This window comes from Planktothrix mougeotii LEGE 06226, from assembly GCF_015207485.1.
In the GTDB taxonomy this organism is placed as follows: domain Bacteria; phylum Cyanobacteriota; class Cyanobacteriia; order Cyanobacteriales; family Microcoleaceae; genus Planktothrix.
Window position 1 is genome coordinate 225,133 of sequence record NZ_JADEWU010000001.1, and the last position, 17,492, is coordinate 242,624.

At 37.8% G+C, this 17,492-nt stretch carries 14 protein-coding genes; 5 read left to right on the forward strand and 9 right to left on the reverse strand.

Going from position 1 to position 17,492, the window contains the following annotated elements:
• Positions 1 to 20 precede the first annotated feature (20 nt).
• The 3 genes from IQ236_RS00980 (at position 21) to IQ236_RS00990 (ending at position 2,766) form a co-directional block, all read left to right on the forward strand.
• Positions 21 to 305, forward strand: a complete 285-nt coding sequence (locus IQ236_RS00980) for a WD40 repeat domain-containing protein (protein ID WP_407676128.1) — start codon at positions 21 to 23, stop codon at positions 303 to 305.
• Positions 306 to 589: 284 nt separating this feature from the next.
• Positions 590 to 2,149 carry a tetratricopeptide repeat protein gene (locus IQ236_RS00985; protein WP_193867544.1) on the forward strand — a complete coding sequence of 520 codons (1,560 nt, stop codon included), beginning with the start codon at positions 590 to 592 and terminating at the stop codon, positions 2,147 to 2,149.
• A gap of 95 nt (positions 2,150 to 2,244) precedes the next feature.
• Positions 2,245 to 2,766, forward strand: a complete 522-nt coding sequence (locus IQ236_RS00990; protein ID WP_193867545.1) for a C39 family peptidase — start codon at positions 2,245 to 2,247, stop codon at positions 2,764 to 2,766.
• 40 nt (positions 2,767 to 2,806) lie between these two features.
• Here IQ236_RS00990 and IQ236_RS00995 read toward each other — a convergent pair whose 3' ends face one another.
• The 5 genes from IQ236_RS00995 to coaE form a co-directional block, all read right to left on the reverse strand.
• The gene (locus IQ236_RS00995; protein WP_193867546.1) at positions 2,807 to 4,225 is read right to left on the reverse strand and encodes an AAA family ATPase; all 1,419 of its coding nucleotides are present in this window, start codon (positions 4,223 to 4,225) and stop codon (positions 2,807 to 2,809) included.
• A 277-nt stretch (positions 4,226 to 4,502) separates the two neighbouring features.
• Entirely contained in the window at positions 4,503 to 4,949 is a 447-nt protein-coding gene (locus tag IQ236_RS01000) for a T3SS (YopN, CesT) and YbjN peptide-binding chaperone 1 (protein WP_072717244.1), read from the reverse strand.
• Positions 4,950 to 5,425: 476 nt separating this feature from the next.
• Positions 5,426 to 5,926, reverse strand: a complete 501-nt coding sequence (locus IQ236_RS01005) for an ureidoglycolate lyase (protein ID WP_193867547.1) — start codon at positions 5,924 to 5,926, stop codon at positions 5,426 to 5,428.
• A 46-nt stretch (positions 5,927 to 5,972) separates the two neighbouring features.
• Positions 5,973 to 6,323, reverse strand: a complete 351-nt coding sequence (gene psb28, locus IQ236_RS01010; protein WP_190520023.1) for a photosystem II reaction center protein Psb28 — start codon at positions 6,321 to 6,323, stop codon at positions 5,973 to 5,975.
• Between the two features lie 175 nt (positions 6,324 to 6,498).
• Positions 6,499 to 7,134: a dephospho-CoA kinase gene (gene coaE, locus IQ236_RS01015; RefSeq protein ID WP_193867548.1), complete on the reverse strand. Its 636-nt coding sequence runs from the start codon at positions 7,132 to 7,134 to the stop codon at positions 6,499 to 6,501.
• A gap of 128 nt (positions 7,135 to 7,262) precedes the next feature.
• Here coaE and IQ236_RS01020 point away from each other — a divergent pair, with 128 nt between their 5' ends.
• Positions 7,263 to 12,734, forward strand: coding sequence for a CHAT domain-containing protein (locus tag IQ236_RS01020; RefSeq protein ID WP_193867549.1), 5,472 nt, complete (start codon positions 7,263 to 7,265; stop codon positions 12,732 to 12,734).
• Positions 12,735 to 12,772: 38 nt separating this feature from the next.
• Here the strand turns inward: IQ236_RS01020 and IQ236_RS01025 are convergent, their stop codons facing one another.
• Positions 12,773 to 13,144 carry a DUF5615 family PIN-like protein gene (locus IQ236_RS01025; RefSeq protein WP_193867550.1) on the reverse strand — a complete coding sequence of 124 codons (372 nt, stop codon included), beginning with the start codon at positions 13,142 to 13,144 and terminating at the stop codon, positions 12,773 to 12,775.
• Positions 13,141 to 13,374 (reverse strand): DUF433 domain-containing protein, encoded by a 234-nt coding sequence (locus IQ236_RS01030; RefSeq protein WP_193867551.1) that lies wholly within the window; start codon positions 13,372 to 13,374, stop codon positions 13,141 to 13,143. Before IQ236_RS01030 ends, IQ236_RS01025 begins: the two co-directional genes overlap by 4 nt.
• 329 nt (positions 13,375 to 13,703) lie before the next feature.
• Here IQ236_RS01030 and IQ236_RS01035 point away from each other — a divergent pair, with 329 nt between their 5' ends.
• Positions 13,704 to 14,126 carry a QcrA and Rieske domain-containing protein gene (locus tag IQ236_RS01035; RefSeq protein WP_193867552.1) on the forward strand — a complete coding sequence of 141 codons (423 nt, stop codon included), beginning with the start codon at positions 13,704 to 13,706 and terminating at the stop codon, positions 14,124 to 14,126.
• Here IQ236_RS01035 and IQ236_RS01040 read toward each other — a convergent pair.
• The gene (locus tag IQ236_RS01040; RefSeq protein ID WP_193867553.1) at positions 14,089 to 14,418 is read right to left on the reverse strand and encodes a tetratricopeptide repeat protein; all 330 of its coding nucleotides are present in this window, start codon (positions 14,416 to 14,418) and stop codon (positions 14,089 to 14,091) included. The genes IQ236_RS01035 and IQ236_RS01040 overlap by 38 nt on opposite strands.
• 253 nt (positions 14,419 to 14,671) lie before the next feature.
• On the reverse strand, positions 14,672 to 17,492 hold a 2,821-nt coding region (locus IQ236_RS01045), incomplete at its 5' end, for a CHAT domain-containing tetratricopeptide repeat protein (RefSeq protein WP_193867554.1).

Here is a 17,492-nt window from a genome sequence, read left to right on the forward strand (position 1 = left end):
AATTATAAGCTTTATATACAATTACTTCAACCCCGGGTCAGACTTTAGCATCAGCCAGCATGAATGGAACGATAAAACTCTGGAAACCTGATGGTGAAGCAATTCCTTTAACGAATGTTCTTAGACATAATATGAGTATCCTCGATATTAATTTTACTCCTGATAGTCAAACTCTTGCATCAGCTAGTTTTGACCGAACCATAAAATTATGGGATTTAGCGGGAAATTTATTACAGACTATACCTGAAACTAATTATCTGTATGGTGTTAGCTTAAGCCCTGATAGTCAAACCTTAAGTAGGTAGGCGGGATTAAACTTTTCCATGTAACAATATGTAAAGGAGGCTTAGATCAGCCATGAGAGACCGTTAGAGCGATTTACAATCGTTTACATAGGGAGGTTTTATAGAGCCTACCTACTTAGCTTCAGCTAGTCAGGATAATTTAGTCGTTTTGCGAAATTTAAACCTAAAGCAATTGTTGTTACAAAGCTGTACTTGGTCAAAGGGATATATCGTATCTCATTACCAGAAGGAAGCTAATCAGTTTAATTCATGTAACAATTTAATTAAAAATGGAGATTTTAGCCATGAAAAACCTGATCAATAATTTTAAAGCTAGTTTAAAACACAACCATCAAAAAATCTTAATATTGATTTTAGCATTTTTGGCTGGGGTAGAATTATTAGGGTTAATCTATGCCTTCAATATTATTCGATTAAGCCAAAAAGAGAAACTTTCTTTAGAGCAATCTCAAAGTTGGGATTATTATACCTTAGCAAGCTATTTATCTAAAGATCCTCTGTATGATGATGAAACAAAAGTTATTGAATCTTTTGGTAAATATTTAATATTAGATCCCCAATTAAAAATCGCTAATCAAGTTTTATCAATCGAAAATCTTGGGAACAACTCTAATGATCGTTCAAATATTTGCCCCACTTCAACTATTGATGAGGAACAAGTTAAGAATTTTCAAACTTTGATTCTTGCTTCAGATATAGCCTACATAAAACGAGGAAAAATTCGTTTTCAACTAGGAGATTATCAAGGCTCTATTAATGATTTTAACCGAGCAATTGATCTTAATAATAAAAATAAAAGCACTCTCAGTAAATCTATAGCGTCAGCTTACTTTGAATTAGCAAATTCTAAACCTAAAAATCCATACCATTTTTTTAACGAGCTATCAAGCAAAGGGAGTAACCCTAACATACTGTTATCTAATATTAACGATAATTCAAATTCAGCTATAAAATTTAATCCAAATTTTGCTAATGCTTATTATTTAAGGGGTTATTTAAGTTATTATAAAATACCTTCTCATTTTTCCGTTGCTTATGGAAAAAGGAATTCAAAGGAAGCAATTAATAAAGCGATTGAAAAGGGTATTTTTAATGAAAATATATTTTTTAGCATGATTGATGATTTCAAGAATGCTATTCGGAATGACCCATTTTTTTATAAAAAATATCCTTATGTTCTTAATGCAATCAATCCATGTCCTGTTTTTAGTGATGAATATTCAAGTCTGATAAAAAATTTAACTGAAAAAATAAAAACCAATCCTAATGATGGTTCTTTATATCATCAACGCGCTCTAATTTACTTAGATAGTAACAATAATCAAAAAGCCATTGAGGACTTGAATCAAGTTATTCAGTTGAATTCTAGCGACAATTCATTAAAAGCTTTAGCTTACTATGGTCTTTGGTTAGCTCATTATAAGCAAAAAAACTATCAAGAAGCACTTGAGAATATTAACAAAGTTATTAAAATATATCCTGATTTTCCCGACTTATATGCAATTCGAGGATTGACCTATTATGATTTTTCTAAATTGTCAAAGAATACAAAAGATTTAGATAAAGTGATTGAAGATTCTAACCATGCAATTAAACTTCATGAAGAATTACTGAAAAAATATAACCCCCAAGAGGATAGTCGTTTTTTAGATGAGCAACCCCATGCTAATGCTTACTTTATTCGAGGTCTAGCATACTATGATCTAGGAAATCAAACACAAGCTCTTTCAGATTATCTTAAAGCTTTACCCGAATGGTCTGGGAGTATGTGGCCAGCTTTAATTAATGGGCCTGAAGGAGGTGGAGTTAGAGAGATCCCATTCCCCCCTGGATTTCCGCCATAATTTAATATTTTAATTAACAATTCTTAAATCATTGCTTCCGAATATTGACTAAGTTCTTATGTAAATTAAAATAAACAATTATCTTGATATTCAATATGTCTATTAATCTGCCTGTTGAGCATTTCTTTCAATATACTAATATTTGGTATCCTCAAGATTCTTGTGCTGCAACTTGCATAACAATGGTCATGAAACACTATGGCTACCCTGGAACCCATAACGAAATTAAAGATAAACTTTATACTGAATTAGAACAGAGAGGGTTACATCGTCAAAATGGCATTGACTTAGCAGAAGTCTTTAATATTCTGATGAAAGATGTTGCCATTGATAACTTTACGATGCAAGGCAGAATTGAAGATGTAAAAAGAACCTTAGAAAACCAAAATCCTGTTGTCGTTCATACTCAGCTTACCACTCAAGGACATATTATTTTATTACGGGGTTATGATGAAACGGGATTTTGGGTTAATGACCCCTATGGTGAATGGTTCCCTGATGGCTATAGAACCGATCTGAACGGAGAAAATTTGCACTATTCCTATGATTTAATTAATCAAACAGTATTTTTTGATCCAGGTCAGACGGGTTGGGTGCATTTATTTCATCGGATTTAATTGCCATTTTTAATGGGGTTTGATGTATTGTGATTGGGTTTCACTTCAACCCCGGTAAATTCCAACTTTGAACAACTTTTGTAATCGCATCGCGGGTGGCTTCTGCACCGAAACCCCAAGCCATTAATGCAAAATAATCCTTCCAGGGATTAGCACCAAAGGTAGGATTATCAATGTATAATTGACTGAATCCGGTTCCGGCTAAAAAGATAACCGCGATCGCATAACTTGTCCAAGTAAATAACTTTAATCGCACTCCCGCTTTGGTTGTTTCTGGTGTTGAAGTTGTAGAACGATTTGTCACTGGAGGAGGAGACATAACCCCAGTAAACCCAAACAGACTTTTAGAAATTACCCCTCCTCTTGGTGAAAATTCATTTCCGATGTCTTGAGCTTTTACAGTTAAATCATTTAACTCTGTTGTTAACGCTTTAAATTGTTTGGGATTAGCGAGAGATTCAGTGGCAATTTTTGCTTCTAATTGTTCAAATTCAGGAAGGATAGTAGTCCGTTTTTCTAAGGGAATTTCGGCAATTAACGCTTTTAAATCTTGCTTTTGATTCTCCAAAATAGACTGATTCATCTGTTGAGCAATTTTTTCTAACCGTTCTCGGAATTGTTCGGGGGTTTCCAGTTCTGGAACATCGTTAATTGTTGCTTCTAAATCCCGTAATATGGCTTTTACTTCTAAATCGTTGGGATTTTTATCTTCTAACTGATGTTTGAGTTGTTGACAATAATCGAATTGTTGTAACCAATCATTTCGTCCTTTCACCCATCTTTTCCAAACGTTTTCAGCTTGTTCTAAAGTGGCGATCGCTTGTTCCCACTTTTCCGTTTGCAAATCCATTTTAATCTCAATTAAACACCCTTCAATATATTGTTTGAATGCTGTGATTTTTCCAAATTCTATATCTTCCTGGATCTGAGTTTGTAATTGTCCAACCCGCACTAAAATTTCATCACGGGGTCTTCCTTGAGCGCGATAAACTGAAACCAGAATTCCTAATCCAGTTCCCAGAAATAATATTAATACAGGAAGCAACCAGAAATCTTTAACTTGTAGAGTAATGGGAAGGGTTAATTCTCCTCCGGTATAACTTAAACGCATTATTCCATTATATTCGCCACTACTGGGGGCTTGACTTAAGTTAAATTCAAGTGGAATTAACATTTGGTTGGGTTTAATTGTCTGCCAATTTTGCTTATTAGAAACAATACCTGATGCGGGAAAAACAGTGGTTCCATCTTGACGATTCAAATCTAATACCAGCACCCGTAAATCCTGAATCGGACTATTTGTTTGCACAAAAATTTGACGTGGGGGTTGTTTTTCGAGGCGGTTTCCTGTAATTGTAATTTGATTGGGTTGCAGGGTGGTTTCCACTTGAGCATTTGCTACCGTTGGAGATAAGAAACAAAGAATCGGTAAGATCAGTCCGGCTAAATATTTTTTCATAGTTGAAGTAGGAATCTAACGGTTAAGTCACGGTGTTGATTGTATGCAATATAATATTAATCTTTCACATCCTAAACGGAAGTTTTCAGGATTAATTAAAATTTTTTTAGGCTCGGTTCGACAATATCGACGAAGAGGTTCTCAGGGGACTGAATGATTTAATGATGCTAAGTTCAGCACCATTCCCGCTTTAAAATATGATGACGATGGGCGGATTTATCAAATTAATCAAGACTGAAAAAATAGAAGTAAAACCGCCCCTAAAATGATAGTTTTTTTAACTAGCGATGCGATCTAATGCTCTTTTTCCTCCCCAACGTTCTACAATTTTATCATCATATTCATCGGCAATTTCTAACACCGCATTCACAGAAGCTTCTAACTCCAGTTTATCACAAGTTGAGCCAACAATGGTATGTTCAAAAACAATGTCTCCGTGTTCATCAATTCCAAAAGCCCCGAATCTCATAATGTTATTTTCTCGAAGCAGAAAATGTAGTAAATCTGGGGAAAGTTCTACATCGGTTACAACATAAGACCGGGCATTAATAACAGCATCATCTTTTTCCCAAGGAAACACAAATACCTCAACCAATGCTGAACCCATGACCATTGCTAATCCAGGGACATCTTCCCTAGCGCAAGGGAATTTGCCGTATAATTCTCGCATCCAGGTGGCAACTTTGTTATAACAAGCTTCGTGCATTGCGGTTTGAAATTGCATGGTAAGAGTTCTCCTGGCGATTTTTCCTTTGTTGTAACACTTTTGAGGTCAGGAACGAGGGTTTGTATTATTTCTCAACACGGGGATGAAATACGGGATTCAATTTGTTTAGTTCTGTGTAGAAGGGAGTTGTCCTAAGTTCTTAAACTAGGAGTTGATTTGATCCGGTAAACTTAAGAATAGGAAATCCTAAGTTTAGTTTGATAGGAGGATGAACAATGGATGAAATGGCAACAGCTAATTTAATTGCTCAAATCATTACAGTTATTGGTTCTTTGGGATTTTTCTTCGTGACGTTTCAAGCGTTGAAACAATTGGAGAAATAGGACAGAGGCAATGGGCAATGGGCAATTACGAATTACGAATTACGAATTACGAATTACGAATTACGAATTACGAATTACGAATTACGAATAGGGAATGGGGAAGAAAACTTTTATTTTCGGTCTTTTCTATTACCCATTGCCTATTGCCTATTACTTACTCTCTACAATTTCAAATTCTAAATTATGACTTTTAGCAAAACTGTGGGTAAAGTGATCAACAAGATTAGTATCGGTTAATTCTAAGTTATAAAAATCAACGGTTTCATGGGTAAAATACGGCCCAGCGTGCCACGTTCCGACTTCTAATTTAATAAAACAATTGCCTGGAATATGAAACGCGACTAAATCCTTTAAGGAGGGTTGATCATGTTTAGAGGGAGGACAAACAGCCATAAACCAATCTTTTCCTTCTAATGATCCTAAACATTGAGTACATTGATTGTGGCGAGTAATGTGATGAAATTTTAAACCTTTTTGTTGAAGCCGCATCATATAAAAACGAGGGATACCGTTGTTTAAATTGAGTTGGGCATCCTCCTCGTTATATAATTTCTTGTCAACCGAGGCTGAAATGACTTGTCCATAGGGTTTAAATTGTTCAGGAGTAATCCATTCAGCAGATAACTGTTGAATTTTGATTAATTCGCGCATTTGAACCTCAGCTTTTAAGAATTCAATGTCAATGAATCAGTTTCTTTTAAGTAGACTGAAATTGAAATTCATTTTCATCTGCATAACGGTGTAAAAACCGCATGACTCGTTCAAATACTTCCTCTGAGTCTACTTCAAAGGTACATTCAACTTTAGATAGATCCTCATTCTCGGCAAAAAAGAATTTAACACCACTGGGGGTGACTTTAATTTGTCCTTCTTCATCCCGGAGCCACAAATTCGTGATTTGCTTGCGATAGGCTCTTAATCGTTCTATGGCTTGAAGGCGCTCAAATACCAAGACAACGATTTTTGTTTGGGAATGTTTGAGTTTCCGCAGACTAATCCCACTAATTTCTTCATCTAATCCATCAATAAATTGTACAGAGGTTGTCATAGGATTTTCCCTCTAGTATTTTATTCTAGTTTATCTGGTTTTTAGGAAAAGCTCAATTCCCTGAAAAAAAACTTATTAAATATAGAAGCATGAAGGAAGGTGAGGAGACTCACTGTTCACCCCTAACCTTACTGATGTTTATTTTACCCGCTATTTTCTGATTTTGACTGCTTCATTAACCTTGGAGTGCAGCATCTACTTGTTTAAAAAGTTCCTCTAAAGTTGAAGAATTATATAAAATTACATCCGCCTGCTGACACTTTTCTTCTAAGGACATTTGACTTTGAATTCGAGCTTGAGCTTCTTCAAAAGTTAAAATTCGATTAGACATCATTTTTTCTCGTTGGATCAATCGAGAGTATTGTTGTTTAGGAGGAGAATAAACCACCCAAATTTCAGTCACTAAATCCGTCATTTTGGATTCAAATAATAACGGGATGACTAACACTCCATCCGCATATTGGGGGGTGTTCCTATCAGGATTTTGGAGGATTTTCGCGTTTAATTGTTGAATATTGTTAACAAAACAATTGCGAACAAAGGGATGAATCTGTTGTTCTAACCAAGTTTTAGCTGATGAGTCTGAAAAAATCAGACTGGCTAATCGTTGGCGATTTAAGTTACCATCAGAAAGTAAAATATCGTTCCCATAACGCTGAATAATTGACTGGAGAATGGGTGAACCGGGTTTCACTGCGTCCCTAGCATATAAATCCGCATCCCAAATGGGGAGTTGGTAAGTGTTAGCAAGATAGTTGGATACAGTCGTTTTACCAGTTCCTATCCCTCCGGTCAGACCAATTAAACGCATACTTTTGTTTTTAAATCTATAATATTATTAATGCGATTTTAATCAGAATAATCTATTTGGGTAGCTTCTGTCGAGATATTAGTTGTAGATTTCCGGTTCGTGATTGTTCGTTAAAGGCATAAACCCCTATGCAGCCTGGACGTTTTTTAAAGTTAGTTTTAATCTCCCTACCGTTGACAGGATTATGGACGGTTGGGATGAATGGAGTTTGGGAAATATTCAGGGGGAATCAAAAGGTTATTTTTTCCCTCAATAAAGTTTTAGCGCAATCTATTATTCCTGAAGCGAATAGTACCAATACCCTAACCAATTCGGTAGGAAATCGTGTCGATATTAGTGGAGGTCAAGCTTCAGGAGATGGCGGAAATTTATTTCATAGTTTTACTCAATTTAACGTTCCCCAAGGTCAAACGGTCAATTTTGTTTCTAATCCTTCAATTCAAAATATTCTCAGCCGTGTAGTAGGGGGACAACCTTCATTAATTGACGGGTTAATTCAAGTCACCGGAGGTAATTCTAATCTCTTCATTTTAAATCCAGCCGGAATCATTTTTGGATCGGGAGCCCGTTTAGATGTTCCTGCTGCATTTACCGCTACAACTGCCACTGGAATTGGATTTAATTCAGGGTTTTTTAATGCTGTAGATTCTAATAATTATAACGCCCTTTCCGGTGAACCGAATACCTTTCTTTTTTCCACCTCCAATCCGGGTAATATTATTAATGCAGGAGAACTCACCGTTTCCTCTGGACAAACCTTAACCTTAGTCGGAGGAAATGTAATTAATACCGGAACTCTAAACGCACCAGGAGGACAAATTACAATTGCAGCGATTGAAGGAAATAACTTAGTTAGAATAAGTCAAGATGGCTATTTACTCAATTTAGAAATTGCAGCCGTTACCCCGAATTCTGAAACCGAACAATCTGTCATTAATCCTCTTTCTCTCCCTGAATTATTAACAGGAACAGCAGAAAATAATCAAGCTTCTATTGTGAATATTTTACCCGATGGAACCGTAGAACTCACTGCTTCGAGTGCTAATTTACCACCTCAAGGAGGGGTGGCTTTAATTTCAGGTTTTTTGAATACCAGAAATACCAGTTTAGATTCATCATCCTCAACGCTTCCCCAAATCAATATTATTGGTAATGATATTCAATTATCGAACGCAGAAATTGATGCTTCTGCTGCTAACGGAGGGGGAACCATTAGAATTGGGAGTGACTATCAAGGAAATGGTTTTTTTCCTACGGCTTCGCGTACCTTCATTAATGATCAATCCACAATTGTAGCGGATGCCTTGAGCAATGGAAATGGGGGACGAGTAAGCATTGGTTCCCATGATTTAACTCGATTTTTTGGAAATATTAGTACCCAAGGATCTTCTAACTCCCAAACGAGTGAAGGATTAGGAGGATCTGCTACTATTTTTAGTCAAAATAATCTTAATATAGCTGGAAATATTAACCTCAAAGGAAGCGATGGAAAGCCAGGAAATTTAGTGATTAATGCAGCAGAAATTAATATAGGAAATCAGGATCAAAGCAATGCTAATATTACCCTATCGGATCAAACCCTAGAAGATTTTGCCACCACAGCAAATGTGATTATAGAAGCTAAAAATAATATTACCATTGCGGATCTAGCCGATAATGAATTAAGGTTTCCAGCCACCACAGGAACCTTAACCTTTACCGCCGATGCAGATCAATCAGGGAGTGGTGGATTTACCATGAATTCGGGAGATACTCTCCGCACATCCGGCGCTGCTATTGCGATTACAGGTGTTAATTTAGTCACCGGGGATATCATCACTCAAGGGGGAAATTTAGACCTAACTGCAACAAATAATGGGGGAATTCGGACAGAAAATTTATCCACTTCTAACTCAGGAAATGGTGGAAATTTAACAATTAAAAGTGATCGGGATATTGTTACCGATAAGATTTCCACTTTTTCTAATGGAAATGGAAGCGGAGGAACAGTTAATTTAAGTACATTAAACCGAATTCAAACTAATAATATTAATACCTCTGGTCAAGTCCAAGCCGGAGATATTACCCTCAGCAGTTTACAAGGAGATATTATTTTAGAGGGAGATTCCTATAGTATTGATGCTACTTCTGGTCAGGGTTCAGGAGGGAATGTTTTGGTCAATACTCCTCGAACTCTGACCACGAATTTAATTGATACTAGAGGTCAAGAAACCGGAGGAAATATTATCTTAAATGCGGAGTTAGCAACGGAAATTAAAGGACTGCGTACCGGGACATTTAATAGCTTAGAAAATGCCACGGGTAATATCGAAATTACCAGTGATGAAATTAATTTCACAGGGGGTCAAAACTCCATTCAAGGTAAAGGTCAAATTTTGTTACAACCTGCCACTAATGCTCAAGATATTGAAATCGCAGGTCAAAATAATAATGCAGAACTCACATTAAATTTATCTTCCAGTGATTTAAACAGTTTAAAAAATGGGTTTACGGAAATTATTATTGGAGGCTCTCATAGCAATGGTACAATTTTTATCGCCGGGAATGTTTCATTTCAAGATCCCGTTGTCATCCAATCTCCTCAAGGCGGAATTGCCAGTGGAACGCCATTGCGTGAACAGTTTTATACGCTTACAGGATTAGATGATGCTAGTTTAAAGCTATTTGCCTCAGAAAATATTACCTTGGGAACCTTAGTTACAAACGGTCAAAATATTTTAATTACCAGTGAATTGGGAACTGTTTCTACTCAAAACTTATCTACGGGGAATTCTGCCTCTGCTACAATTCAATTAATAGGAACAGAAATTAATTTCTTAGGGGGATTAAATTCTATTCAAGGTTTAGGAACACTGCTTTTACAACCGAGTCGTAGCACACAATCCATAACATTATCAGGGTCAGAACAGTCTTCTAGCTTTGATATTAGTAGCCAAGATTTAGAAACCTTTGCCGACGGATTTAGTTCCATTAAAATCGGTCGTACAGATAGTACCAGTACCCTAACTTTAGCGGGAAATTCTACTATTTCTGATCCGCTCAATTTACAAGCACAATCTATTTTAGGAACAGGTCGTCTCATCGGTATTGATAACGCTTCTCTGACTTTATCCGCCGGATCTGATATTTTAATTGGGGATATGAGTACCCAAGGAGGAACGATTCAACTCAGTAGTTCCCAAGGAAATATTCGGACTGGCGCATTACAATTAGTTTCGGGAAATCCCGGAATTGGAGATATTAATTTATCAGCAGCCGGAAATATTGAAACCGGAGAAATTCGGGTTAATTCTCAGGAAACAATTACAGGTAATAGTAACTTTTCACTGAATGGTCAAGATATTAATTTAATCAGTCGCAATGGAACTATCAGAGTCAATGGTGAGATTAATAATTCATCTTTAGAGGGGGATACAGTTGCTATCGAATTGTTTGCACCCGGAGCAATTACAACCGGAAATATTACTGCCTATCGGGGGATTAATCTCACCAGTTCTCAAGGTCAAATTATCACGGGAAATCTACAAACCCTGCAAGGAATCGAAAAAAGTCAAGGAATTAATTTAACAGGATATATCGGGATTAAAACGGATAATATTAATACAACAACCCCTTCGGGAATCAGTAGTAATATTACCCTTAATAGTGCAACGGGAAGTGTACAGTCAGGAGACTTAAATACCGTCGGAATTACGCGGGGGGGGACTATTACTGTTGTTGCAGGCGATCGCATTAATACCGGAACAATTGATGCCAGTTCTCCCGAAGGAAGCAGTGGAAATATCGGTTTAAATGCGTTCCAAGATATTGATGTTATTTCCATTCGGGGGGAAGGAAAAACCCAAGGTGGTGATATTGGAATTGCCACTCACGGCTTATTTAGAGTAACAGGAACCTTTAATAGTCGCAATCAAATGAATGCCAGTATTTCCAGTGTAGGCGGAGAAGAAGGGGGATCTATTGTTATTCAACAAGGTGGCGATTATTGTAGCACTTCTGAATGTAGTAATATTCCCTTTACCGTCGGAAATGCAACTTTAAATGGAACCACTGGAGCGATTACCGATGGTAATTTAGTTACGATTTTACCTCAGACTAATACTAACTCTAATTCTACAGGAACAACGGGATCAACGCAAGCCATTGTCAATCAAATTAATTCCGAATTACAAGTTAATAATCAAGATAACCAAACGCCACCTGTAACCCCTCAAACAGATGGGAGTACAACCCCAGTTTTAACCAATTCCACATCGGATTCTTCCTTAAATTCTACCTCGGAACTATCATCCCAACCGCAAGAAACCTCAGAAAACCCCATTATTCCCTTAAATACCCCCACCATTCCCACGGATCAAATTAGTTCAGGCTCAGTGATTTCCTCTTTAGCTCAAATTGATACCTTTCGAGGGATTGAATTTTCTAATTATTTAGGCTCAAACTTAAAAAATCCTCCCGTTACAGATCAAAGTATTCGTAAAACCTTAAATGAAATTTATAAATTAACAAACTCTAAATCTGCTATTGTGTATGTATCGGCTCAATCTAATCAATTAGAATTAAGATTGATTTTACCCGAAGGACAACCGATCTTTAAAAGTATCCCCGTTTCCAGAGAAACCGTATTAAAAACCGCTAGAACCTTTTCTAATCAAATTCGTTCCCCCGAAAATTTAGAAGATACCCGTTATAAAGAGAATGGTAAACAATTACATGATTGGTTAATTAAACCTCTGGAAAGCCAATTAGAAGCAGAAGGAATTAATACCCTGGTTTTTTCAATGGATACAGGATTAAGAACTCTACCCTTAGCCGCGTTATATAATGGTAAACAGTTTCTTGTAGAACGCTATAGTTTAGGGCTTATTCCGAGTTTAAGTTTAACTGATACGCGCTATGTTAATATTAAAAATTCAAAAGTTTTAGCGATGGGAGCTTCTATTTTCCCCAATTCTGATCAACAGCCTCTCCCGGCGGTTCCCCTGGAATTGAACTTAATTATTAATCAAAATATTTGGCAAGGGCTTTCCTTTTTAAATGATAAATTTACCATTGATAATCTCACATCCCAACGCAACCAACATCAATTTTCAATTGTTCACTTAGCAACCCATGGAGAATTTCAAACGGGAGGGTCTGATCAATCTTATATTCAATTTTGGGATCAAAAATTACGCTTAACTGAACTCAGAAAGTTGAAATTACATCAACCTCCCGTTGAATTATTAGTTTTGAGTGCTTGTACAACGGCTGTGGGGGATGAAAAAGCAGAATTAGGTTTTGCGGGGTTAGCGGTTCAAGCCGGGGTTAAATCAGCCTTAGCGAGTTTATGGTATGTCAGTGATGCGGGAACATTAGGGTTAATGAATACGTTTTATGAAGCCTTATCAACGAGTCCGATTAAAGCCGAAGCTCTACGACAATCTCAACTGGCAATGTTACAAGGAAAAGTCCGTTTACAACAAGGTTATTTAATCGATGAAACCGGAACGAAAACCGCTAAAATTCCCCTTCCCCCAGAAATTGCCTCTCGTGGAAATGTTAATTTATCTCATCCTTTTTATTGGGCGGGTTTTACATTAATTGGTAGTCCTTGGTAACATTAAACAATTTTCAATCTAATCTTTAATAGACAGTTTTATTGAGATGATATAGGAAGCGATCGCAAACGATAACGAGTATCATTAATTGTCACGATTGCACCTGTCTTCAGTTCTTCCTGACATTCATTCAAAATAATCAGTAACCTACCACTAACAACGGTAGGCTTTGTATCTTTTAAACGGAAAATAATTGTACTAGGAAGTTGCTGAGAACTTGCAGCTAAAAGATCAGCAAAATCCAAATCAAACGTTAAAATAATTCGATTTTCTTGTCTTGCTTTTTCTAAAATCTTAGAATCAGGAAGACGCTCTAATCCTTGTTCGCTTAAATGAACAGCATCATATCCTTGTTGACGGAGTACCTGTACTGTCAAGGGAGAAACTCCCATATCAGCAAGAAATTTCACGTTAATGTACTCCCAACGATTGGACGAACTTCTTCATTTGCTAAATATACCGCGTATTCTAAACAAGCTTTAATATCCTCTGCTTGTAAATAAGGATAGGCTTCGAGAATTTCCTCAATACTCATGCCATTTGCCACTAAACTTAATACCAAAGAGACAGTAATTCGCATTCCTCGAATGCAAGCTCGTCCCCCCATAATTTTAGGATCAAAGGTAATTCTATCAAACATGAATTTTAGCTCTATTATTCTGTGAGTCTTCAACTTGATTATAACAGTTCATAGTTGACTCATCGTAATATTTTGAAGCGACCTCCCAATTCTACATTTTCAACATTCTTAAACCCTTCATTCACTCACTAATGCTTGACGGACTGCAACCTGTTGAGAACCTCCTGGCTTATCAGGTTTACCTCCTTAGTGCTGCGGGATTAAAATAGGGTCGCCCTTACATAAAAGTTGTCAATTGAATGAAGTAACTATATAAAAATTTTTCTAATAGAAAAAACGATATTATTGTATAATTGAGAAAGCTAAAAACTCGCTAAAATTTAACCTTTATGGATAGACGAACTTTTTTAAATTGGGTCGGAGTTGGATGCCTAGCAAGTTCTTTCCCTGTGGTACTTGCAACTTTTTCTCTAAAAGATCAGCAACCTGCTAATGCTGCTGACTATAAGCAACTTGCAACAGTCTCCCAATTACAAAGTAGTGGCAAAATCTTGATCAAGTCAGGAGTCCCTACCCCTGTGTTGCTGGTGTTGCCTGATCCTAAAAACACCACTAATGTAATCGCAGTGAATCCTACTTGTACACATCAAGGCTGTACTGTGGACTGGAATGCCAGTCAATCTAGCTTTGTTTGTCCTTGCCACAATTCTCGTTATGCTCCAGGTGGAAACGTAGTGCGAGGCCCTGCCACTGCACCTCTGAAAACCTATGATGTTAAGATTGACGGCGATCTGATTTTGGTGGCTGTTTAATCCCCATCACGGTTAGGGTGTATAAAGGTTCAGCTTCAGTGTAGCGTCCTTGGGAGTTGTAGAGTGCTGCCAAGTTATTCAGACTGGTTGCCATATCAGGATGGTCGCCGGGATAAAGGGATTGAATTATAATTAATACTTGTTCAGCAATTTCTATCGCTTCATTAAATTTTCCTTGATTAAAAAGTTCAAAAGCTGGTTGATTTAGCTGTTTTTGAGCATCACCAACACTGTCACTCTGGAAGCTGGCATAGCTATCAGAAAAAATTCCAGTATTAGCGATCGCATACAATCAAGAAACCGGGTTTCTCTTTGAGATTAATTCTATCAAATCAAGATTGCTTCAGAAACCCGGTTTCTGAGGGTTAAAGTTGAGAAACCGGGTTTCTCTTTGAGATTAATTCTATCAAATCAAGATTCCTTCAGAAACCCGGTTTCTGGGGACTAAAGTTGAGAAACCGGGTTTCTCTTTGAGATTGATTGTATTCCTTCAAGATTGCTTCAGAAACCCGGTTTCTTTAGAGTTAAGTTAATACGAAATAGTGTTATAATTCTCCTTGGGATATCCATGCACCCCAAAAATAGGGATGGGATAATAATTGATAATTGGGGTTATTTTCGATAAACCCTTTGGTAATCACTCTCTCATCAATAAACTCATCAAGAATATAACAACCCAGGGGAATTTCTTGTAACGCTTGAATGGTAATCGTGCGAATATAATGTTGGGCTTTTAATAATGCTTCTCGTTTGCCTAAACCTGTTTCTACCAGGGTTAAAAATTGATCCATGAGTAATAGGGAGGCACGGGTAGGAACTGACCATAAACTCATAATTAATGCTTGACATCCGGCTACGGCAAACGCTCGACGTAAGCCAAAGACTCCCTCTCCTAATTGTACATCTCCTAATCCAGTTTGGCAAGCAATTAATATCGTTAATTGATTATCCCATAAATCAATGCCAGCGACATCTTGAGCTAATACAATTCCTTTGCCTGCTTCGTTGGGTAAGGGTTGTCCTTGTCGCCAAGTATTCGCCCCAGCAAAAGCTAAACCGCCCCGAATCATGGCATTATTAACTGGGGCAATAGAAAAGCGATCAAAGGGGTTTTCTTTGGGGAGAGGGGCGGGGTAAATTTGATATTGGGTGGAGAGTTTATTGGCAAATTCTTTTAACCATTGAGCTTGATTTTCTTTCCCTTGTTTGCTGAAGGCTTCGGCTTGATTTTCCATCACTAACAGCAGTTGAGAGTTGATTAAGTTTTGATTTTTGGCTAGGATTTGATCTTCTTCTCCTGCGGGAGCGGTTTGTAATTCATCGATGAGTTTAATATAGGGATTTTCCGATTCAAAATAGCCATGGGTTGCAATTAATAAAATCCCAGGACAGGAGTTTTGAGAAAATAGAGGTTCTAAGGCGCGATCGCCTAAATACAAGTTAGAAGTATTGAGTTTTTCGGCTATACTTTTAGCGAGGGTTTCTGTTTCGGGAAGGGGAGAAAATTCTTCTGAGGATAAACTTTGAAAAACAGGTTTTGGACTGGAAGATGTGGTTCCCGATTGAGTTAAACCTTTGGTTTTCTGTTGGGGTAAACTGGGAGGATGGGGATAGTTAAAATTCGGATTGGCAATAATTAAGGGTTCTGCGGGAGTGCGATCGCTTTTAATTTTCCATCTTAAGACATCTCGCCCACTACTGAGATAACTGATTTGATAGTGATCTCTGACGAGTTGGTTTCCGGTTTCATCCAAAGGTAAAACGCCAAAGGGAATCAAACTTAAACTAAAGTCGGGGGCAATAAAAATGTTTTGATTCGGTTGCAGAAGCGGAAGCAGAGGGTCAAAGATTTTCTCTCTTAAAGCGTTGGGATATTGGGGTTGATATTGATAGCGGTTTATTAAGGATTGTTTTGGGGTTTCTGGCGGTTTATTTTTATGTCGAGTTCCGAGTGTGCTGGGAGGATCTTCTAAAGATAAAACCTGCCGCACTTTATCAATTAAATCGTCAATGGGTTGTGCTTCTCCTAATGAAATCATCTGCACCGCATCGGGATTTTGGGCAGGTAAAATAAACACCCAATATTCGGCAGATTTCCAGTTTTCACCTTTGGGGGCAGTAAAATCATAACGATTAAACCGCACATATTCTACTAATACCGTATTAGCGGGTAATTCCAAGGCAACGGCGCGACGGTCTAGGGTTTGATGGTCGAGTTGAATTTCAGGAACTTGGGCGGCGAGTTGCTTTTCTAACTGTTGACATTGTTGTTCTAATTCAGCAATATCGTTTTGATATTGTTGCCAACGAATCCGATAAGTTTCTATGGGAGTTTCTGCATCGGGAAGGGGTGGGTTATAGGTGCGGTGAAACAGTTGTTCTTGCAAGGAACGAAGATTATTAAACTGGGGTTTGAGGTGGGAATAGCGTTGACTGTGGATGGCAAAATTAAATGCGGCTAATGCGGCGGCGGTGAGAGATTTCCGTTTGAGAACGACATCTAAGGCTTTTTGGACTTGTTCGTGAGAGTTGGAGAAATATTGAGAGACTAAGGAGAGGAAAATATCAAAATTTTGTCTATTATTTTTAATAGATTGCAGTCGTTCTTGTTCTGAACTAAAAGCAAAATTACGTTGAATCAAGCGAGTTTTGATTTCAATCGCTTGTTGCATTTTATCAAATGCCTCTTGGGGTCGGTTTTTAGCAACTAAGAGTTTTGCCAAGCTACTCAGACTGATTGCCACATGGGGATGGTCGCCCTTAAATAGGCGTTGCCACATCTCTAATGCTTCTAGGTAGAGAGGTTCAGCTTTCTCGTCGCGTCCTTGGGAGTTGTACAGAGATGCCAAGCTACTCAGACTGATTGCCACATGGGGATGGTCGCCCTTAAATAGGCGTTGCCACATCTCTAATGCTTCTAGGTAGAGAGGTTCGGCTTTCTCGTAGCGTGCTTGGGAGTTGTACAGAGATGCCAAGTTATTGAGATTAAGTGCCACATCGGGATGGTCGCCCTTAAATAGGCGTTTTCTCATCTCTAATGCCTGTTGGCAGAGGGGTTCAGCTTTCTCGTAGTGTCCTTGGGAGTCGTAGAGTGTTGCCAAGTTATTGAGATTAAGTGCCACATGGGGATGATCGCCCTTAAATAGACGTTGCCACATCTCTAATGCCTGCTGGTAAAGAGGTTCAGCTTTCTCGTAGCGTTCTTGGGAGTCGTAGACTGCTGCCAAGTTATTCAGACTAAGTGCCACATCAGGATGGTCGCCCTGAAATAGGCGTTTTCTCATCTCCAATGCCTGTTGGCAGAGGGGTTCGGCTTCCGAGTAGCGTCCTTGGGAGTCGTAGAGTGTTGCCAAGTTATTCAGACTG

Coding starts and splice junctions, on each gene's coding strand:
- IQ236_RS00985 (WP_193867544.1), top strand. CDS start 590: ATGAAAAACCTGATCAATAATTTTAAAGCTAGTTTAAAACACAACCAT.
- IQ236_RS00990 (WP_193867545.1), top strand. CDS start 2,245: ATGTCTATTAATCTGCCTGTTGAGCATTTCTTTCAATATACTAATATT.
- IQ236_RS00995 (WP_193867546.1), bottom strand. CDS start 4,225: ATGAAAAAATATTTAGCCGGACTGATCTTACCGATTCTTTGTTTCTTA.
- IQ236_RS01000 (WP_072717244.1), bottom strand. CDS start 4,949: ATGCAATTTCAAACCGCAATGCACGAAGCTTGTTATAACAAAGTTGCC.
- IQ236_RS01005 (WP_193867547.1), bottom strand. CDS start 5,926: ATGCGCGAATTAATCAAAATTCAACAGTTATCTGCTGAATGGATTACT.
- psb28 (WP_190520023.1), bottom strand. CDS start 6,323: ATGACAACCTCTGTACAATTTATTGATGGATTAGATGAAGAAATTAGT.
- coaE (WP_193867548.1), bottom strand. CDS start 7,134: ATGCGTTTAATTGGTCTGACCGGAGGGATAGGAACTGGTAAAACGACT.
- IQ236_RS01020 (WP_193867549.1), top strand. CDS start 7,263: ATGCAGCCTGGACGTTTTTTAAAGTTAGTTTTAATCTCCCTACCGTTG.
- IQ236_RS01030 (WP_193867551.1), bottom strand. CDS start 13,374: ATGTTTGATAGAATTACCTTTGATCCTAAAATTATGGGGGGACGAGCT.
- IQ236_RS01035 (WP_193867552.1), top strand. CDS start 13,704: ATGGATAGACGAACTTTTTTAAATTGGGTCGGAGTTGGATGCCTAGCA.